This is a genomic window from uncultured Helicobacter sp., from assembly GCF_910577135.1.
In the GTDB taxonomy this organism is placed as follows: domain Bacteria; phylum Campylobacterota; class Campylobacteria; order Campylobacterales; family Helicobacteraceae; genus Helicobacter_C; species Helicobacter_C mastomyrinus.
The window spans coordinates 1-21,436 of sequence record NZ_CAJTLL010000011.1 but is presented as its reverse complement, the minus strand read 5'-3'; the positions used below and the strand labels follow the sequence as shown (position 1 = coordinate 21,436).

Here is a 21,436-nt window from a genome sequence, read left to right as displayed (position 1 = left end):
GGATTATAGCATAAATCAGTATTTTTATACTAAAATAGTGAAATCTAAAGTGTATAATACATTTTTATTTCCATAATTTAAAGGCTTTTGATGAGAATCTATGGCTTAGTGTGTCTTTTGTTTGCAAGTTTTGTGGTTTTTGGCTGCGCAAAAAAAGGAGTAGAATACAATAAACCTGCGATATATTGGTATGAATCTATGATTAAAGAAATTAATTTTGGGAATTTAGAGGGTGCGGATGGATATTTTGCTTCACTTCAAAGCGAACATATCAATTCCCCGCTTTTGCCCGAAGCTATGCTAATACTTGGCGAGGCGCATATGGAGAATGATGAGTATCTCTTAGCGGCATTTTATTTTGATGAATATCTTAAACGCTACTCATCTTTAGAGAATCAAGACTATGCGAAATATTTAAAGATTTTGGCAAATTTTTATGGATTCAAAAATTATAGCAAGGACCAAGAATTTATCACTCAAAGCATTAAGGAAGCGAAATCGTTTTTGCAAAGCTATCCTAATAGCCGCTATGCGCCTTATGTGGAGTATATTTATTTAAAATTTCAATTAGGGCAGATTGAGCTTAATTATGCGATTGCAAGAGTATATAAAAAACAAGGCAAAGATGAAGCAGCAGAGACATATTTAGAGCGCAACGACAAGGAGCTTTTCACACGTTTTAATCCCAAACCATCATACGTGCCATGGTATGTAAAACTTTTTAATTGGTAGGAGCAATGATGAATACACTGCAACAATATGATTTTCCCATGGTAATGCCTGTAATTACCGAGAGTGAATTGATATATCCTTTTATGATAATTCCGCTTTTTACGCGAGATGAGGATAATATTAAGGCTGCCCATAAAGCAGTGGAGGAAAATAGCCTTGTCTTTATTGCCTTTGATGATGAACAAGAGCAAAAAAAATCATTTTATGAGGTAGGAGTGATTGCTTCTATTATGCGTGAGACAGCACTACCTGATGGACGTGTTAAATTACTTTGCAAAGGTTTGTATCGTGGTAAGATTCTCTCTATTTTGCAATCCCTCGATGAGCCATTGCAGGCTGAAGTTGATATTTTTGACTATAAAGAATACGAGCATAATAAAATGAATGCGCTCTTAGAGGTGCTGCGTGAGAAAGTGCTGCATTTAGCCAATCTTGATGGGCGATTTTCACCTGATTTTTTAAAGACCATAGAAAGTAATGATGAGCCAAACCGCATAGTAGACTTTGTCGCTTCGGCTATGCGTTTGCCTAAGATTCACGCTTACACACTTTTTGCAAAAGATAATGTCGAGGAACGTGTGTTATGGCTTATTGATGCAGTGATTGAGGAGACACAAGCCCAAAAGCTCCAAAAGGAGATCAAAAACAAAGTGCATAATAAAATGGAGCAAGTCAATAAGGAATATTTCCTTAAAGAGCAGCTTAAGCAGATTCAAAAAGAGCTTGGCACAGAAAACGCACGTGATGAGGAAATAGAGCAATATGAACAAAAGCTTAATGAGCTAAAGCCCCATATGAGTGAGAATGCTTACAAAGAAGTGTATAAGCAAATTAAACGGCTATCACGTATGCATCAAGATAGTGGCGATGCGAATATTTTACAAAATTATGTCGAGTGGGTGCTTGAGATTCCATTTGGCAAATATGCAAAGCAAAAGCTATCCATTGCCAAAGTTGCTAGGCAGCTTGATTTAGACCATTACTCCTTACAAAAGCCTAAAGAGCGCATTGTAGAATATTTTGCCGTAAAGGAATTGATAGCTAAACGTGAAGAGACACAATCTCACACTAAGCAAAATAAATCCACAGATACAAATGATATAAAACAAGAAAAAGGCACGATTTTATGCTTTTATGGACCGCCGGGTGTGGGGAAAACAAGCCTTGCAAATTCTATTGCTAAAGCCATTAAACGGCAGTTAGTGCGTATCGCGCTTGGGGGATTGGAAGATGTAAATGAATTACGTGGGCATCGCCGCACATATATCGGGGCTATGCCCGGACGCATTACACAAGGACTAATAGAGGCAAAGGAAATGAACCCTCTCATCGTGCTTGATGAAATTGATAAGGTAGGCAGAAGCTATCGAGGCGATCCTACAAGTGTGCTACTTGAGATTCTAGACCCAGAGCAAAATCACGCTTTTAGGGATTATTATACCAGTTTTGATATTGACCTCTCGCAAGTGATTTTTATCGCTACAGCTAATGATATTAGCACTATTCCCGCACCTTTACGCGATAGAATGGAGTTTATTGCGATTTCATCTTACACACCACAGGAAAAATATGAGATTGCTAAGAAGTATTTAATCCCCCAAGAGCTGCAAAAGCACGGATTAAATCCACAGGAGCTAAAAATCACCACCCCTGCGTTAAAAAATATTATAGAATCTTACACACGTGAAGCAGGTGTGAGAAGTCTAAGGCATAAAATCGCTCAAATTATGCGCAAAAGTGCTACGATGATTTTACAAGGCGAAAAAAACATTAATATTACGCCCCAAAATATTGGTAAATTCCTTGATAAGGTGGTATTTGAAATCTCTCCTGCAGATAAGAAAGATATGGTGGGCGTGGTGAATGGCTTGGCTTGGACGAGTGTAGGCGGCGATGTGCTAAAGATTGAAGCACTTAAAATTAAGGGTAAAGGCACACTCACACTTACAGGAAGCCTTGGCGATGTGATGAAAGAATCTGCCCATATCGCGCATTCTGTGGTAAAAATGCTTATCGATAAAAAGATTCTAAAGTCCAAAGAACAAAGCAAAACACCCATTTATCAACTCTATGATATTCATTTGCACGTGCCAGAGGGGGCTACACCTAAAGATGGACCGAGTGCAGGGATTGCAATGGCTTGCGTGATTGCCTCTATCCTTACAGATACAAAGATTCACGCACATATAGCGATGACGGGAGAGCTGACATTGCGAGGAAATGTGCTTATCATCGGGGGATTACGTGAAAAGCTTATTGCCGCACATAAGGCGGGGATTAAAAAAGCTCTCATACCGCAGAAAAATTATGAGCGGGATTTGAAAGATATTCCTCAAGAAGTGCTAGATAAGCTAGAGATTGTCGGTGTGAGTGATATTACAGAAGTTTTAAAACTCACACTTGTCAAATGATATTGAATATAGCCACAATGCAAACGCCCATAACATTTTACATCGCCATCGTTATATGTGTGCTTGGGTGGATATTTGTGGGCTTAGGGGTGCTACTATTTCCATTAAGTATTTTTCTCCTTATACGCTCACCTTATCGCCCGAGTTTTTTTGTATTTCTTGTTATTATCTGTATTATGGGATTTACACTTTCACTTTATGTCGATAGTCAATACTTTATGAAGCAGATTTTCTAAAATATTTCTATTATACCCGATATGCCATTTTTGCGCTTGTGTATGGGCGTGGGCTTTTTGTGTGTCAATATCTTGTGGGCTTAACCGCAAAAGTGTAGTTGCAATATCAGCACTTTCAAAGCCTTGTGTGAGTGTGCCGCATTGATGAGCTTTAATAAAGTTACTTATGTCATCAAGTGGTGTGCAAAGCAAAGCTAGACGCGCTTGGAGATACTCAAAAAGCTTGTTTGGCATACAATGAGCGAGGTTAAAAGTAGTGGGCTTAAAAGGGATAAGCCCTATATCATAAGAGCTGCTTGTAGGAATAATCATTTCTAGGCTTACAGGCTCTATCATTTTAATTGAGGGCAAGGTGGTGGCTTGAATGCGAAAAGATTCTAAAAAGCCTTTTTGATTGCTTAGAGCCATTACATAAAGTGTGTAAGGGCTATTAAGCAGGAGTTTGGCTAAGTCTAAAAGCTCCATAGAACTTCTATCAGGGCTTATAAAGCCGTGGTAGAGAATCTTTATATGATGCTTGTCTGTGGGCTTTGGAGTATAGTCAAAAAAGGGAGGCAGAGAGTAAAAGAGTGTGCAAGGGATGCGAAAATCTTTTTTGTATCGCTCACATAAGCCTTCACTCACGCTTAGGGCAGTATCTACAAAGGGCAGATAATGGCGGCATAAATGGGTGAAAAACTGCCCCAAGCCCTCACGCCATTGCTCATCATTTTCATATTCAAGCGGATAAAATTCACGCAAATCAATAAGCAAATGGCAACTTTTGTACGTTTGCTTATAGCGTGTGGCAAAGGGTAGCAGGGTAATATCCTCTATGATGAGCATATCTTGGGGAGGCAGGGTATATAGATGTGGCAAAATATGTGCGCGATTGGGTGTGAAAATAAGCTTTTCAAATGCACCGTTTTGACAATATGCGTGGATTGCAGCATTTTCTGCTATGCTACGCTCTTTGCTGGATTTATCTTTAGGAAAAGTAAAAAACGTAGCACTGCTAGCAAGTTTTGCAAACTCCTCGCTCGTGCAGTCTTTTGAAATAACGTGTAAAGTGAGATTGCTTAAATTCTGCTTTGAATCTGCTTTGATCGTGTCTAAAAGCATTAATATACGACTGGATCGGGGTTTGTGCGTGATATTATGGTCACAAAGGAGAGTGATATGCTTTTTCATCAAGATTCTTTAAAATATGTGATTTATGGGTAAAAATTGTAGCGTGTTTTTGATATTTTTTAATGAATCCTTGACTTTAGCGAGAAATGTAGATATATAGGAATATCTACATTATCACCAAAGGACATTATATGAAAATTGCTCACAACATCACGGACATCATTGGAAATACACCCATTTTGCATTTGCATCAATTCGCGCCAAATCTTTATGGCAAGTGCGAGTTTCTTAATCCTAGCCATTCTGTCAAAGACCGCCCAGCCTATGCAATCATAGACAAAGCTTTAAAAGATGGTAAGATTAACAAAGAGAGCATCATTGTGGAATGCACGAGTGGGAATATGGGGATTTCACTTGCGATGATTTGTGCGAGTTTAGGGCTTAAGATTATCCTCACTATGCCTGAATCTATGAGTATTGAAAGACGTAAGATAATGCAGCTTTTTGGCGCAGAGCTTGTGCTAACCCCGGCAAGTGGCGGTATGAAGGGTGCATTTGATAAGGCGCAAGAGATTTTAGATTCCACACCCAATAGCTTTATGCCAAGCCAATTTGAGAATCCAGCGAATGTGGAAATGCACAAGAAAACGACAGCAATAGAGATTTATGAGAGTTTTGAGGGGAAATTGGATTACTTCGTGGCAGGATTTGGCACAGGTGGGACAATTAGTGGAGTAGGCGAAGTGCTAAAGCAAAAGATCCCAGCCATTAAGATTATCGGGGTAGAACCCGCTGCCTCGCCATTACTTACAAAAGGAGAGGCTGCCGGGCATAAGATTCAGGGTATTGGCGCAAACTTTATCCCTAAGATTCTTAATCGTGATGTCATTGATAGTATTGAACTAGCTGAAAACGAAATGGCTATCAAAACCGCACAAGAGCTAGGAAAAATCGGTGTGATGGTGGGTATCTCAAGTGGTGCAAATGTCGCCATTGCATTAAAAATCGCTAAAGAAAATCCAAATGCAAAAGTGCTAACAATGCTCAATGACACTGCCGAGCGATATCTTTCTACGGATTTGTTTAACACCCTGTAATCCTATATTTGAGCAAAAAGATAGGGGTCTATAAAAGATTCCATTAAAATATAAGCTCAATTTTGCGTTATTGTAAAAAGGATATGCTGATAGATTTTCCACAATCCATTCTAAAACACTCTTTTGTGAAAGTATATAGCCTAGGCTGACTACCTTTAAACTCATTTCTTACTTACCTTAGAATATCAGCATATCAAAAGTTTTATGGCTCTTTAAATGCTTAAAAAAGGCTTGTGATTACACGATTATAAACTTTATAAGTGTGGAATGATGTATAAAACCTACCACTTATTGTTCCTTTTACATAAGAATATAGAAGCAAAAGTATAGGAAGAAAGAGCTCTTTTAATTTTAAATAAATATACAAAAGGCTTTAAAGCCAAATATCTTAAGCATTGGCTGTCTTTAAATTGGCTTTTGCATCGGGTGGTAAAATATCTAAAAATCGTTGCAAATCAAAATGAATATTCTGCGTCTTTGCTTCTTTGATTAACGCAAGTGAATCTTCTGTATTATAAGCACTTCCCCCCTGATAAGGATCAAAGATTTTTGTTACAATGGCTAAAGCATACGCATTTTTCTTCGCTTCACCGGAGGCAGCGTGTGGCATAGTAATGTAAGCTGTGCTCTCTATAAGGATCTCATCAAATTTCCAATGATCAAACAAATAGCCTAAAAATGTTAAATGATCTAGTCCATAAAATTCCGTTTCAACAAAGCCTATATCGCTAAAATGATTTGCCTTAAGCTGTTCTAAAAACTCCTTATCCTTGCCACTTTTTATAAGGGTATTTGCAAAAAGTATCATTCCCAAACGCAACAACATAGCACAAGGCACAAGCACTTGGGAAAGTTTTTTGTCTGTTTGGGAAAACCACTCTGCGATAAAGTCTGCCTCTCTGCTACAATTTCCCAAAAAATCCTGTGTATCCAAACCATAAGGAGACATATCAATTTTGAAATTCCCACGTAAAGAATTAGCAATAACAACATTTTTTATATTTGCAATCCCAAGTAAAGATACAACTTGATTGAGCGTAGAAATCTCACGAGAAAATCCATAAAAAGGCGAATTTGCCAAACGAAGCAAATCTCCTGTTAAAAGTGGATCTTTAGAAATAATATCCACTACACATTGCAACTGCACTTCACGACCTGAAGAATCTATATACTGCTGCAATTTCGTTACGGTTTCTGGCAAAGGAGGGAGATTATCAATCGTCTCAAGCAGCAACTCTTTCATATAATGTCCTTTAAAGATAAAGAAACTTGTCTTTGCGTTTAAGCAAAAGTAAGCCAATTATAACAAATATAACTATACAGATTGTGTGAATTTTAAACTTTTTTTACCAAATATAACAAAAATACAAATATTTTACATCTATGAACGAAAAGCTTGGGCGATAAGCTCCAATGGGTGGGCAAAACGCACTTTAGAATCAATTTGTGTTAAAGCATTATCTATCTGCATACGGCAAGCTCCACATTCGGCACTTACAATCTCTGCACCGCTTTTTTCTATCATATCTGCCTTTGTGCGCCCAGCTTTGAGCGTTAGAGCATAGCGCGAACTCTGCATACTAACCCCCCCAAATCCACAACATTGCGTGGAATCGCTCATTTCTTTTAAGATAAAACTTTGTTTAAGCAATGCACGAGGCTCTTTGTGAATCCCAAGCACCTTACGTGCGTGGCAAGGGTCGTGATATGTAATATTTTGTGTACTAAAATTTTGAGGCAAAATCTCCTGCAAGGGCGTATGATGAAAAAGCCACGAACTCGCCATATCGATCTTGGGTAGCAATTTCTCCAATCGTTCTGCCCACTCTGGCTCATCACTCAAAGCGTGTAGCCAATCTTTCTTAATCATCGCTGCACACGTAGCTTCAGGGATAACCATCGCATCAATTTCCTCCCAAAAGCTTTCAAAATAGGTAATATTTTTTTTCGCCAAATGCACGACACTTTTTATATCACCCGTAAAAAATGCCGGCGCGCCACAGCATTCCTGCAAATGTGGCACAAAAGCAGTGATTCCAAGTCTATTTAAAATCTCAAGCAGACTTTTGCCTACATTCACATAATTGTAATTACTCAAGCAGCCAATAAAAATTGCCACCCGATTATGTTTTAAGGTATTAATTGGAGGCGTAGGATAAGATGAGGGCAAATCACCCTGATAGGTTTGCAAAAATGACTTACGCCACACGGGGAAAACTGAACGTTTTGCCATTGCATTCTCATCATTTTTAAAAAGTTTAATACGTGAAATCCACCGCCCATTTTGTTCCTTAAAGGCACAGGGCATAATAAAATGTATGAAATTAAACACAATATCTGCTATCTTGCGATGTCGCAGAAGAAAGAAATACGCCCTCTTATACCACGCAATGCCATATTTTTGTGCTATATCCACACGCACAGATTCTATGGCTACATCAACAGGTAGGCTTGAAGGGCAGTGTGTAACGCAGGTCGTGCAAAGAAAGCAGGATTCAAAAATATCTCTGCTTGCAGAATCTAACTCCAAATCCCCACGTTTATACGCCCCAAGCAAATCCAAAAAGCCACGCGGGGAGGTTACCTCATCACGATTTACCATATAAATGGTGCAATGTGGGATACATTTGCCACATTTTACACAGGCACTTGCTACACTTTGCAAATCAAGCATTATGCGCTCCTAAATGGTTTTGCTAAAACGTTTAGAATCGCTTTGAGCAGCAAGATAAGCATCAAATGCCATAGCGATATTGCGTATAAGCATACCGCCTGTAGATGAGGTGTAAATGCCCTGTGGCGTGATATTTATAAGCCCTACTTCCTCATATTCACGCAAGGATTCTAATTCATTAGCAAAATGCGCCTTAAAATCGATATGAAACTTTGATTCAATAATGGCAAAATCAAGGCAGAGATTATTCATAAGCCCCATAATCACTTCTTTGCGCAAAATATCCTCTTCTGTAAGCCCCACACCTCGCTCCACAGGTAGCCTCCCTGAATCAAGTGCAGATTCATAAGCTGCCATATCTTTATAATTTTGCGAGTAATAATCCATTCCCTCACTAATACTTGTAAGCCCAATGCCTATGGTTTGAGAGAATCCACGCGTAGTGTAGCCCTGAAAATTGCGCCTTAACTGATGACTAAGCTTTGCTAAGTAGAGCTCATCGCTCTTTTTGGCAAAATGGTCCATACCAATCATCGCATAATCGCAGCTTTGCAAAAAAGCAATGGTGTTTTTAAGAATCTCCAGCTTTTGAACGGGATTAGGCAAAGTGGTTTCATCAATTTTACGCATCGTTTTTTTGAGCCAAGGTAAATGCGCGTAGTTAAAAATCGCTAACCTATCGGGCTTAAGATTCACCACCTGCTTAAGCGTATGGGCGAAACTCTGCTCATTTTGAAAGGGCAGTCCATAGATGAGATCAAAATTCACGGAGTGAATGCCAAACTCACGTGCCAAAGATATAGCATTTTCCACGATAGCCACATCTTGCTTTCTGTGTATGGCTTCTTGCACTTTTTCATCAAAATCCTGCACCCCAAAACTTAAGCGATTAAAGCCATTATCCTTTAAAACCTGCATTTGTGCTTTGACAAAAAATCGAGGGTCGACTTCGCAGCTCACTTCCGCTTGAGGAGAAAAATGTGTAAAAGTCCCACGCAAAAGGCTTATCACTTCTTGCAGTTCATTGGCATTAAAAAATGTCGGTGTGCCACCTCCAAAGTGGAGCTGCACCACCTCACGTTGCGTATCTATTACATCTCTTAGAATCTCAAGCTCTTTTTTGAGATATTGGATATAACGCCCTTTGCGCTCTTCTTTACTCGTATAGACGACATTACAACCACAAAAATAACAAGCCGAGCGGCAAAAGGGTAAATGCACATAAAGTGAAAGTGGGAGCGATGAACTATTGGCACGTTTAAGGGCTTGAATATAAGAAGTTTCATTCCAAGAGGGCTTAAACTCCACAGCAGTAGGGTAACTCGTGTAGCGAGGGGCTGATTTTGAATACTTCACAAATGCGCTAAAATCGATCTTTTCACTCAAATTTTACTCCCTATTTAGATTTACGTAAATAATCAAGATTAAAAAATAAATTAGGATATTTCTTTTTAATATCCTTGGCAAGTAGGGCGGTATTGATTTCAGGTAGGCTACCATCGCTCAAACGCAAGGATTCTAAAATATTTTTTGCTACCACCATCACATCATCAAAATCAATAGGCATTTGTGAGATAATATCTTTTTCGAGTTTCATAATGAGCTTTTCTTCTTGAATGTTTCTAATTCGGGTAAGCAACCGCACAAAAAGCTTTTGAGGGAATACCACATATTCCTCACCCTCATCATCACGCAAAAATGACAAATCCTCTTTTGAGAATCCGCCTCTTTCCATAGCTAAAAGCATTGTATCGTCTTCTAATTTACGCAATATGCCTAGATTCTCACTTGAGCTATTAAGCCATTTATCTTGTTCTACTGGTTTCATAATCACCTACTCAAAGGAATATTATTCATTTTTGCTAAATAAAGCATAATGCCTTTTTGCGCGTGTAGGCGATTTTGCGCTTCTTCAAACACACGGCTTTGTGCGCCTTCAATCACCTCTTCGCTTACTTCCTGTCCCCGATATGCAGGGAGGCAATGCAAAAATATAGCCTCTTTTTGCGCATATTTCATTAGCTCACTATCCACGCAGAATCCTGCGAAAGCCTTCTTTCGCGTCTCTTTTTTCGATTCTTGCCCCATTGACGCCCAAGTATCAGTAACTACGACATTTACCCCCTCTAGTGCATTTTTTGGGCTTGTGCTAATGATGATTTTACCTCCGCTATCTTTGCATAATGCTTGGGCTTGTGCTACAATCTCTGCCTTAGGAGCATATTCTGCGGGGGTGGCTATACGTAATTCGAAGCCAAGAATTGCTGCAAGATTAATCCAAGAATGCGATATATTATTCCCATCACCTATATAAGCTACAATCGGGGCTTCACCTGTCTTACCTTGCTGTGGATACAAGGGGCTTTGATGAGGCATATAGATTCCACATTCTATCATTGTGAGATAATCGGCAATAAGCTGCACGGGGTGAAAATCATCACTCAAGCCATTAATAAGTGGCACAGAGGAATATGCGGCAAATTCTTCTAATCTTTTGTGTTCGCCTGTGCGCATCATCACCATATCGACCATTGAACTAATCACACGTGCCGTATCTTTAATAGGCTCTCCACGCCCTAATTGTATATCTTTATGAGAGAGGAAAATGCCGTGTCCCCCAAGCTGATACATACCGCTTTCAAAGCTTACTCGTGTGCGAGTAGAGCTTTTCTCAAAAATCATTGCTAATACTTTACCCTTAAGGTAAAGGGGCATATTGCCTTGCAATGTTTGAGCCTTTAGCTCTAATGCTGTATCAAGCATTGCAAGTAATTCATCTTTGTTAAAATCATTCAAAGTAAGAAAATGTCTCATCATTCGTCCCAAAGCACAAAAGATAAAAGCGCGATTGTATCTAAAATTCACTAAGAAAATATCAATTTCTTAATTTTTTGGCACAATATAATCTTCAATACCTATTGTGATATTAAGAGTAAGGTTTTTGAAAAGCACTCTGTTTTTTTTGCGCTCATAGTAAAATTCCTGTCCACCCCGCACAAACCACTGCACAAATGTGCCATCATTAGCCACGCGTTTGCCCTCTCCATCAAATATATCCCTTGCACTCAAAATATCGCTAAATAGATTGGGATAGCTTACACTCCCAAAGAAACCTTTTGCAGCTACCCATTTTGAAGTACATTCCTTCTGTATGCACACTTCTTTTGGCGATATTACAATAGTATTTATCACCTTGCCTAGCTTATAAAGGTCGATAGTAAGTTTTTTATTGAGACTATTCTGCTTAAAAGAAGCAAAATCATAAAATTTCACACGTGGGGTATCAATAAGAAGAATTTTAAACTTTGTAGGTTCTAATACAGGAGGCTCATGTTCTGAATCTGCTGCTTCAAAATTGCTCTCAAGCAATGCACAAGAAGCTAAAAAAAAAGGAAGTAGCACTAAGGCACTTCCTAAAAATAATCGCTTAAAAATATCAAACATTCATACTGTCCATAGATTATGCACGTCCATTGGATAAAATCCTATGCCAGATTCTACCATCAAGCTTTAATTCCATATTTACCTGGCACAAGCCATCTTTATACACAGTTTCAAGAATCTCTGCATTGCGGATAAGAGCCTGCACTTTTGTTTTCACAGTGGAACTTTGAAGCATCATATCACGCACGGTATCTTGCGCATTCACTCTAATACCATACATTTTTTCACCGATTTGACGATACGCATCGACAATCGCCGCTCTCTTTGCCATTGCAAAAGCCTGTGATGGAGAGAGAGAATTTTCAGGTGATACACCTATACCCACTGCACTCAGGGTAATTTCATTCTCTGGTGTGAGGATAGGCGAATTAGGAATGCCATCATTTTGCCCAATATAGTCATTATCTCGCTCAAAACGTGGCTCAAGGCTATCTCTATTTAATCCGGGCATTTCAACCTTCTCTACCACAAGCGTATTTACTCTTTGATTAGGACTTACAGGGCGAGATATAAGATTAGGATTTGTATTATACCCTGCCATTGGTGGATATGTAGGTGCTTGAATGGGTGCATACATCGGTTGATTACTTGCACTTGGAGGGATTAAGCCATTTGCCGATCCATTTGAATCGCTCCCAACATTGAGCAAATCTCCACATCCACTTAATGTAAATATGGCAAAACCTGCAACCATCGAACTTTTAAGCAAACTATTTTTCATATTCAATCCTTTGAATTAAATTTCACAAAACTAAAAAGCAAGTAGTGTTCCATATTTTTAGTAGGTTAGAACTATATGTGTGAGAAAAGAGAATGTATCAATCCTTACAACACAAGACGAATACGTTTAGGGATACCATAGATTCTAGGGAAATGATAGCAGAAGCGATATTTACCCCTTATATAAGGCAGATAGGGCTTTAAATCTGCTTTGCTAAATCCCGCCTTATAGCCTATAAACTGCAAAGATTGCATAAGCTTCTTAGCCCTATCTAAACAAACGTGGTGATAAAAATCTTTAAAAATCATATCTGTGCTTTGTCTTTCAAGGACTACAAAGGTTTGTAAAAGCACAAAGAGACTATCGGTTTGCTTGGCGTATGTCTGGAAGGAAGGTTTGGCTCTCATCGTTGAATCTGGCGAAAGCACATAGTTATACACGTGAGCATTATCGACATAAATGCTTTGTGCAGCAAGGGTAACTTGTGTGCAAAAGGCAAGATCCTCATAAACAATAGAGGGTATAAAACTAATGCGCGAAGCAATCAAAAAATCAACATTAACAACAAATGCGCAAGTAGTAGCGATATGCCGCTCCTCCCCCAAAGATTGTATCAGCGTGTGAGGCGTGTATAAACCCTTGATATGTTGAGGAAACACACTATAATCAAATGGGACAATCTCATTGCTTTGTGCGTCTCGTGCAGTAATGCTGCTCTCTACAAGCACATCGACTTTATACTGCTCTAAAATTTTTGTAATATGTTCTAAAGCATTAGATTCCAAGTAATCATCAGCATCTACAAAGTATATATAATGGCTTTTAGCAAATGGGGGGGGGGCATATCACGCACCATCTCTAAGGCTTTATTTCTTGCTATAGATTGCCCCTGATTATCTTGAGATAAAAGGATAAAACGCTTATCATCTTTGATACAAGCAGTCGCTATCTCTATGCTTTTATCGGTGCTGCCATCGTTAATAATAATAGCGGTGAAATCTCTATAGGTTTGAGACTTGATAGACTTCAAACATCGTTTGATGTAACGTTCTGCATTATATAGGGGGATAATGATATAAAATGTATATGACTACTCATAGTCTTTTGTCCTTATTGTTTAATATAGAGCGTAAAAAATGAGTAATAAAAAGACGAATACGTTTAGGGATACCATAGATTCTAGGAAAATGATAGCAGAAGCGATATTTACCCCTTATATAAGGCAGATAGGGCTTTAAATCTGCTTTGCTAAATCCCACCTTATAGCCTATAAATTGTAGGGAGCGCATAAGCTTTTTAACAATGATTATGCAGGTATTATGATAGTGGCTTTTAAAAATCTCATCATCACTTTGCTCCTTATATGCCACAAACATTTGTAAAAGAGTAAAATAACTATTAGCCTGTCTCATACGTGCATTAGGCGAGGGGGTAGCTCTCATTATAGAATCAGGTGAAAGCACATAGTTATACACGTGAGCATTATCGACATAAATGCTTTGTGCAGCTAAGATTATTTGTGTGCAAAAGGCAATATCTTCATACAAAATATATGGCACAAAGCGAATATTACTCGCAAAAAGAAACTTAGCATTAAGAATAAATGTGCAGGCATTAGTAGCAAGACATTTATTACCTATGCTTTGAATAAGCGTATGGGGCGTGTATAACCCCTCAACGTGAGGAGGAAAGACACTATATGTAGAGGGTAAAATCTCATCACTAAGAGGGTCTCTTGTCTTAATGGCACTCTCTACTAGTACATCAGCATTATGCGCTTCTAGTATATGAGCCATACGCCCTAGGGCATTAGATTCTAAATAATCATCGGAATCTAAAAAAACTATATGGCTTTGATATGCCCTATCTTGAGCATTCTCTAGCTCTTTTACTAGATCTAAGCCTTTATTGCGCGCCATAGATAAGCCTTGATTGCTTTGATGATGTAGGATAAAACGCTTATCTTCAGCTACACAGGCAGCGGCTATCTCTGCGCTTTTGTCTATACTGCCATCGTTAATAATAATAGCAGTAAAACGCTCATAGCTTTGAGTATACAGCGATTCCAAACATCGCTTTATATAATTTTCTACATTATATAAAGGGATAATGATGTAAAAATGAATATGCGATACTTGATGTGGCTTCTCAATGCTACTTTCTGCTATCAAAGGCTTTTGCTGTGGACAACCTTTAAGTATTTGCTCCCATAGTGGCATAATGGCTTCTTTACTAAATTGTTCTTGCATTTTTGCTTTTGCATTTTTACCCATATCTTTGCGTAAAGATTCACTATCCATAAGGGCTATAAGCTTATTAGCATAGTCTTGCAAGTCATTATCTTTGATAAGATAACCACTCTTGCCATCATCAATAATATCACTTGGTCCGGTTTTCACATCAAAAGCTATACAAGGCAAAGTATAAGAACTTGCCTCTGCTAATACCATACCAAAGCCTTCAAAATAACTTGCCATTGCATAAATGCTTGCGCTTAAATATTCACTCTCTATGTCTTTGGCAAAGGGCTTAAGAATTATAGAATCTGCTAAGTGGAGTTGTTTGATTTTCAATTCTATTACTTCTTTTAAATCCCCACTGCCCACAATTATTAGTTGCCACGATTGTAGATGTGGATAGTGCAATTTAATAGAATCTTGCACTATTGCCCAAATATCCAGCAATCGTAAAAAGCCTTTTTGATCACCCCTATCCATTCTGCCTACTGATATGATTCTATGCTGTGTGGACAAAGCACTTTGTGTGGGGATAGTAGGGAGAAAGTTAGGTATCACTTTGATATGCCTATGGTATTGCTCCCATATAGATTGCTCGCGTGAGGAGAGGATAATGAGAGTGTGAAAGAAAGTATTGCGCCTATGATATTTACTAAAATTAAGATGAATAATTTTTATATAAGAAGTCTGCTTATGCTTCAAAAAAGGCATATAGATATTATCATTGGCAATAACGACATCAAAATCCCTAAAGCACCCATGAATGTGTATATTAAGCATTATTTTGTGGAAATTCTTATAATATGTCTTTGAAAATATATTCGCACACATTCTCTTATTAAAAACAGATTCCGCTTCTGTTTGCCATATATGCAGAGGAATGCGCGAATCTATCTCATAAGGCAACATCGCATTTGCCTGAAAAAAGCTTAATAGCTCTACATCATAGCCATTCTGCATAAAAGCATGAGCAAGATTAACTACTACACGCTCTGCTCCACCTGTAATACTTATATCACCTATGGTAAGTAAGATTCTCATCTCTCCATCCTAATCCTGCCAATATACCAAATATGATAAACATGGGCTGCAAGATAACAGTATAGAACACATCAAATAAACTTTGGGCGCATATCCCAATGACAAAAATCCCTAAAACTAATCCCCAAAATGCTACAAAAACATTTTTTTGCTTTATACTTTTCTTTGCGCTATAAAGCAAAAACCCCTGAAAGGCTACAATACACAAAAAGCCTATGATTCCATAACAGAAAAGTAAGCTTATGGCAAAATTATGGGGACTATTGTAACCATTTGCATTTTTATTTGCTTGATCATCGAGCACAATATATGAGCGATTTTGAGGATTCTTACGATTATAATAATGCCAAAGATACTCACCTACCTGAAAAACTCCTACAATGTGAGGCTTAAATGGCTCATCAAGCACGGCTAAAAATGTGGATTTACTCATATTGATACGTGAGAGGGCAGAATGCTCTATGCTAATCTCATTTTTGCCCACGACTAAGCTCTCCTCTGCACATCGAAGCCATTTTTGCTTTATATCAAAACACGCCTCATCAAATTGCCCCATTTCAGCAGGAGAGCTCTGCCATACGACCAAAAAATTATCAAGCATATGGGCAAAATTATATCGTAGAGGCAAGTCCTTAGATACATGATAAAACCCTACAATACATAAGATAATTACGCTAAATGTGCCTAAGGCAATTTGCATTTTATGCTTATAATGCCACAAAATAAAGGGCACAAAAAGCATACATACAAATGTTACAATAAAGCTACGTTCACCATTAGCAAGCATAGCGATAAAGGTAAGAATAATGCCACAAACTCCTAAAAGTTTGAAGACAGGCTTTTTGCATACCATCACAGCTGCTAGAGATATTGCCATAGGCGCAAGAAGCCAGAGATTATAGGTAAAAATTGCCTTAAAAAAATAAGGCACATTATTGGCGCCCTTAAAAAATCCATTACTTACACCCAGGTAAATTGTAGAGCAGACTTCAACCAAACAAAGCAAGGCAAAAAAACACAAGAAATATAAAACATTTTTGAATCTAGCATACATCGCATACAAAAACATTATGACAAATAAAACAAAAATCCCAATAATATTTTGATTGATGGCTTTAAGAACAACCGATACCTTGCGTTGCCACACATCATCAAAGATTGTCAAAAGCCCCAAAATAGCTACGATACTAAAGCAGATAATAGGTAGCATCAAAATGCGCCAAGTTCTCACACTAAAAGAGCGATAATTATAAATAATAAAAAGCAATCCACCTATATGGATAAAAGTCTGTATCGCAAAGCCCTTACCAAAGCTTGTTATCCCCAAAGCATAAAAAAGCATTCCTGTGGCAAAAAACCCAAGGGCTATTTCTTGATTGTATCGTTTAATATAATGCAGCACAAACCCCCCTCTGAAGATAACATTTTCTCTTAAGGAAATAGGGAGCGGATTTTAACATACTTTAGACAATACCATTAAATCTACTCACTGCACCTTTTACTTGTTTCAGTGAAGCAAAATCTGTTACTACAAAGATATAGAATTTGCGCATTCTAATCCTGCTTGGTTTATTCCCGTTGTTGGGAATCTCCTTGTAACAACGGCTGGGGTAGGATTTGCCAATCACACTCTCTTGATGTTTTTCTTTTCCTTAGGAATCTTTTTTTGGATTATCCTTACGGCAATTTTATTTAATCGCATTATTTTTCACGGAATGTTAGCCCAAAAATTTCTCCCCACACTTGCTATTTTTATCGCTCCTCCTGCTGTTGCAATGCTAGGTTATCTTAGAATCAACAATGGAGAATTTGATTTATTTGCTGAAATTCTTCTAAACATTGCTGTTATTTTTACCCTTATCCTCTTTGCCCTTGCAAAAAACTTCTATAAAATCAAATTTTTTATCTCGTGGTGGGCGTTACCTTTCCTTTTGCTGCCCTCACACTAGCACTCCTTGTAGCATATGAAAAAACCTCTATCTTGCTATATTATTTCTTGGGTTTCCTTTCTCTTATAGTCACAACCTGTATTATCCTATTTGTAGAAATAAAAACAATACAAGCAATTATCTTAGGGGAGATTTGGAAAGAAGAGTAACTCTATATTATAAGTAACCCTTTATATTTTCAAAGCAAAAAGTTCAAAACCTTAACAAGATAGAACCTATCTCAATAAATTTCCTATTCAAATATAAACAAAGTAAAAATAAAAGCCTTTACTTTATTCTAAGATTCTTTATATAAAACCACACATCTTCACAACAACTTAAAAGCAAATAATTTATTTATAAATCCTTCATACTATCCAAGTAAAAACGCTCTTTTCTCTTATAAAAAACATTACTTTCGCTTATAAATTTAAGTTTTAAGATTACGCATTTAACCCCATAATCTTTAAAAATTTAATCCTTATAAATCCACTATGAAAGTAAAACCAATTAGGCTTTATCTCCTTTTATCAATATTACAAATACGGCTACAATAAAAAAGCCCAATCTCTGCAAATATTTTATATATTAAAAATGGAATTTGTATAAATATAAAATAGTAATGTAAAAAATCTCTAAGAAAGCAGTAAAAGAAGTATTCCCCTATCCCTGCATCGACCTACATTCCCACACTTGAAAAGTGCAGTATCATCGGCGAAGAGAAGCTTAACTGCTAGGTTCGGAATGGAGCTAGGTGTTGCCTTCTCTCTATAGACACAAGAAAAAGGGAAATAAAAGCATAAGCTACTAAGGCTTAATCTTTATTAAAAGATTAAAGCAAAGCTAAGATTGAGCCAACCCTACTTTATAAAGGTTTAAAGCTAAACTTTTTAGTGCTATTGAGGATTTGCTCACTCTGTAGAGATTCTCTCACTCTAAAAAACCTTGCTCTCTTTAAGAAGCAGAACAAAGCCTTGCGCTTATTCTTAAAAGCATTTTAAGCTTCAAGGTTTCTACTATTCAAGCTCTTAGAATTGTGATACCTTATAGAGATATTAATCTATGCTCTTATTTCCATTTTTCTTTAAGGATTGCTTTACAATCTTTTTGTAGGCAATGAAGTGCTTTTTGAGGTAAGAGTATGAAGGAGGATATATCACTTCTCTCTTTATCTATAAAAAGCAAGACTACATTCAAGGCTTAAAGTTAAGAAATGTAGCTAACTCTAGTCTTAAAATAATAGCTTATGCCTCACCATAAATATCTTTACTTTGATAATCGATAATCATAGCTTAAGATTTTTATGCTCTCCTTAAGTCTTTAAGGAAATACATTGTTAAAAGCCTTTTAGATAACTACTCTTGCTTCTCTCCATCTATTCTATCTACTTGATAGATAGAATAGAATCTAAAAGCACTACAAATATTACACGATATGTTTATTGATTGTCTCATACACTCAATAAGGCAGTATCCCTTATATAAAAAGCCAAGCGGTCTATTAGTAGTAGTCAGCTAAACACATTACTATGCTTACACATCTACCCTATCAAGCAGCTAGTCTTGCTGCGACCTTCAGGGAAAGTTTATCTTGGAGTTGGCTTCCCGCTTAGATGCTTTCAGCGGTTATCACATCCACGCGTAGCTACCCAGCGATGCTCTTGGCAGAACAACTGGTGCACCAGTGGCGTGTCCATCCCGGTCCTCTCGTACTAGGGACAGATCTCCTCAACTTTCCTACGCCCACGGCAGATAGGGACCGAACTGTCTCACGACGTTCTGAACCCAGCTCGCGTACCGCTTTAAATGGCGAACAGCCATACCCTTGGGACCTGCTCCAGCCCCAGGATGCGATGAGCCGACATCGAGGTGCCAAACCTCCCCGTCGATGTGAGCTCTTGGGGGAGATCAGCCTGTTATCCCCGGGGTACCTTTTATCCTTTGAGCGATGACCCTTCCACACAGAATCACCGGATCACTATGACCGACTTTCGTCTCTGCTTGACTTGTTTGTCTTACAGTCAGGCTGGCTTATGCCATTATACTCTACAAATGATTTCCAACCATTTTGAGCCAACCTTTGCAAGCCTCCGTTACTTTTTAGGAGGCGACCGCCCCAGTCAAACTACCCACCAGGCATTGTCCTGCTTATGGATAACATAAGCCAGTTAGCAGACAGAAACATTAAGGGTGGTATCTCAACGATGGCTCCATCTCCACCAGAGTGAAGACTTCAAAGCCTCCCACCTATGCTGCGCATAATGCTCCCATCGGCAGTGCCAAGCTGTAGTAAAGGTCCACGGGGTCTCTCCGTCTTGCCGCGGGTAGGAGGAATTTTCACCTCCACTACAATTTCACTGAATCACTCTTTGAGACAGCTCCCATCTCGTTACGCCATTCATGCAGGTCGGTATTTAACCGACAAGGAATTTCGCTACCTTAGGACCGTTATAGTTACGGCCGCCGTTTATTCGGGCTTCAATTCATAGCTTTATCTTGCGACTGACTAATCCTCTTAACCTTCGAACACCGGGCAGGCGTCACACCTTATACTTCCTCTTACGAGTTGGCAAAGTGCTGTGTTTTTGGTAAACAGTCGGGAGGGACTCTTTGCTGAGACCATATTGCTATGGCACACCTTATCGCGAACTTACGGTGTTAGTTTGCAGAGTTCCTTAAAGAGAGTTCTTTCACGCGCCTTAGAATACTCATCTCATCTACCTGTGTCGGTTTGCGGTACGGGCAATATTAGCTAAACTTAGAGGCTTTTCTTGGCACGACGATCTTAACAATTCATATCGCTACCCGAAGGTTTTGATACGCCTGTTGGGTTTGGGATACGGGAGCGGATTTACCAATCTCCTAACTTGCACCCTTCGACTGACACTTCTATCCGTCAGCTTGTCTTGACCCTATGCGTCCCCACATCGCACACTAATATTGGTATTGGAATATTAACCAATTTTCCATCGACTACCCCTTTCGGACTTGTCTTAGGACCCGACTAACCCTACGATGACGAGCATCGCGTAGGAAACCTTAGATTTTCGGCGAAGTGGATTCTCACCACTTTTATCGCTACTCATTCCTGCATGCTCACTTCGCATCGCTCCAGCACTCCTTACCGGTATGCCTTCAACGCTGATACGAACGCTCTTCTACCACTGTGCATCAGCACAATCTACAACTTCGGTGTCTATCTTAGCCCCGTTATATTTTCTGCGCAAAATCACTAGACCAGTGAGCTGTTACGCTTTCTTTAAAGGATGGCTGCTTCTAAGCCAACCTCCTGGTTGTCTAAGTAACTTCACATCATTTTCCACTTAGAATAGAACTTTGGGACCTTAGTTGGTAGTCTGGGTTGTTTCCCTCTTGACGATTGATTTTATCACCCACCGCCTGACTCCCAAGATACGGTAATAGGTATTCGTAGTTTGACAGGGGTTGGTACCGCGGTGAGCAGCCCTAGCCCAATCAGAGCTCTACCCCCTATTACTATCACTTGAGGCTATACCTAAATATATTTCGAAGAGAACCAGCTATCACCAAGTTTGTTTGGCCTTTCACCCCTATCCACAGCTCATCCCAACCCGTTTCAATGGGCACGAGTTCAGTCCTCCACGAGCTATTACACTCGCTTCAACTTGGCCATGGATAGATCACTTGGCTTCGGGTCTGCAGCATCTGACTAAACGCCCTTTCAGACTCGCTTTCGCTACGGCTTCGCGTTTGCTTAACCTTGCCAGATACCACAACTCGCAGGATCATTATGCAAAAGGCAGTCCATCACCCTTGTAAACAATAGG

The 21,436-nt window shown here is 38.7% G+C and carries 17 protein-coding genes and 2 rRNA genes; 5 read left to right on the top strand and 14 right to left on the bottom strand.

From position 1 onward, the window contains the following. Nucleotides 1-90: 90 nt before the first annotated feature. Genes QZ289_RS06935 through QZ289_RS06925 form a run of 3 tightly spaced genes read left to right on the top strand, consistent with a single transcriptional unit; the run spans nt 91 to nt 3,379 of the window. Entirely contained in the window at nt 91-732 is a 642-nt protein-coding gene (locus tag QZ289_RS06935; protein WP_295700877.1) for an outer membrane protein assembly factor BamD, read from the top strand. Between the two features lie 8 nt (nt 733-740). Further along, nucleotides 741-3,143, top strand: a complete 2,403-nt coding sequence (lon, locus tag QZ289_RS06930; protein ID WP_295700875.1) for an endopeptidase La — start codon at nt 741-743, stop codon at nt 3,141-3,143. 2 nt (nt 3,144-3,145) lie between these two features. Beyond that, entirely contained in the window at nt 3,146-3,379 is a 234-nt protein-coding gene (locus QZ289_RS06925) for a hypothetical protein (RefSeq protein WP_295700872.1), read from the top strand. Here QZ289_RS06925 and QZ289_RS06920 read toward each other — a convergent pair. Then, complete coding sequence (locus QZ289_RS06920) at nt 3,335-4,549, bottom strand: capsular biosynthesis protein (protein WP_295700869.1); 1,215 nt, start codon at nt 4,547-4,549, stop codon at nt 3,335-3,337. The two genes, QZ289_RS06925 and QZ289_RS06920, sit on opposite strands and share 45 nt — an antisense overlap. A 131-nt stretch (nt 4,550-4,680) precedes the next feature. Between QZ289_RS06920 and cysK the strand changes: the two genes are divergently transcribed. Continuing rightward, on the top strand, nt 4,681-5,586 hold the full coding sequence (gene cysK, locus QZ289_RS06915) for a cysteine synthase A (protein WP_295700866.1): 906 nt from the start codon (nt 4,681-4,683) through the stop codon (nt 5,584-5,586). A gap of 388 nt (nt 5,587-5,974) precedes the next feature. Here cysK and QZ289_RS06910 read toward each other — a convergent pair whose 3' ends face one another. The 11 genes from QZ289_RS06910 to QZ289_RS06860 form a co-directional block, all read right to left on the bottom strand. Next, nucleotides 5,975-6,829, bottom strand: coding sequence for an HDOD domain-containing protein (locus tag QZ289_RS06910; protein WP_295700864.1), 855 nt, complete (start codon nt 6,827-6,829; stop codon nt 5,975-5,977). Nucleotides 6,830-6,967: 138 nt separating this feature from the next. Continuing rightward, a complete protein-coding gene (locus tag QZ289_RS06905; RefSeq protein ID WP_295700861.1) occupies nt 6,968-8,260 on the bottom strand; it encodes a (Fe-S)-binding protein in 1,293 nt (430 codons plus the stop codon). A gap of 9 nt (nt 8,261-8,269) precedes the next feature. Continuing rightward, nucleotides 8,270-9,646, bottom strand: coding sequence for an oxygen-independent coproporphyrinogen III oxidase (hemN, locus tag QZ289_RS06900; protein ID WP_295700858.1), 1,377 nt, complete (start codon nt 9,644-9,646; stop codon nt 8,270-8,272). 10 nt (nt 9,647-9,656) lie between these two features. Beyond that, nucleotides 9,657-10,088, bottom strand: coding sequence for a DUF2603 domain-containing protein (locus QZ289_RS06895; protein ID WP_295700855.1), 432 nt, complete (start codon nt 10,086-10,088; stop codon nt 9,657-9,659). Nucleotides 10,089-10,090: 2 nt separating this feature from the next. Beyond that, nucleotides 10,091-11,074 (bottom strand): ornithine carbamoyltransferase, encoded by a 984-nt coding sequence (argF, locus tag QZ289_RS06890; protein ID WP_295700852.1) that lies wholly within the window; start codon nt 11,072-11,074, stop codon nt 10,091-10,093. 69 nt (nt 11,075-11,143) lie between these two features. Beyond that, complete coding sequence (locus QZ289_RS06885) at nt 11,144-11,704, bottom strand: hypothetical protein (protein WP_295700848.1); 561 nt, start codon at nt 11,702-11,704, stop codon at nt 11,144-11,146. Between the two features lie 16 nt (nt 11,705-11,720). Beyond that, a complete protein-coding gene (locus QZ289_RS06880) occupies nt 11,721-12,281 on the bottom strand; it encodes a hypothetical protein (RefSeq protein ID WP_343354245.1) in 561 nt (186 codons plus the stop codon). Between the two features lie 248 nt (nt 12,282-12,529). Further along, entirely contained in the window at nt 12,530-13,210 is a 681-nt protein-coding gene (locus QZ289_RS06875; protein WP_295700843.1) for a hypothetical protein, read from the bottom strand. Between the two features lie 14 nt (nt 13,211-13,224). Next, nucleotides 13,225-13,455 (bottom strand): glycosyltransferase family A protein, encoded by a 231-nt coding sequence (locus QZ289_RS06870; RefSeq protein WP_295700840.1) that lies wholly within the window; start codon nt 13,453-13,455, stop codon nt 13,225-13,227. 64 nt (nt 13,456-13,519) lie between these two features. Beyond that, nucleotides 13,520-15,703 carry a glycosyltransferase gene (locus QZ289_RS06865; protein ID WP_295700838.1) on the bottom strand — a complete coding sequence of 728 codons (2,184 nt, stop codon included), beginning with the start codon at nt 15,701-15,703 and terminating at the stop codon, nt 13,520-13,522. After that, the gene (locus QZ289_RS06860; RefSeq protein ID WP_295700836.1) at nt 15,678-17,105 is read right to left on the bottom strand and encodes an O-antigen ligase family protein; all 1,428 of its coding nucleotides are present in this window, start codon (nt 17,103-17,105) and stop codon (nt 15,678-15,680) included. Before QZ289_RS06860 ends, QZ289_RS06865 begins: the two co-directional genes overlap by 26 nt. 118 nt (nt 17,106-17,223) lie before the next feature. Here QZ289_RS06860 and QZ289_RS06855 point away from each other — a divergent pair, with 118 nt between their 5' ends. Beyond that, entirely contained in the window at nt 17,224-17,652 is a 429-nt protein-coding gene (locus tag QZ289_RS06855; RefSeq protein ID WP_367260748.1) for a hypothetical protein, read from the top strand. Between the two features lie 645 nt (nt 17,653-18,297). Here QZ289_RS06855 and rrf read toward each other — a convergent pair. Both rrf and QZ289_RS06845 read right to left on the bottom strand, forming a co-directional pair. Next, nucleotides 18,298-18,413: ribosomal RNA gene (gene rrf, locus QZ289_RS06850) — 5S ribosomal RNA — on the bottom strand. Nucleotides 18,414-19,110: 697 nt separating this feature from the next. Next, nucleotides 19,111-21,436 (bottom strand): 23S ribosomal RNA (locus QZ289_RS06845); the annotation flags it as partial.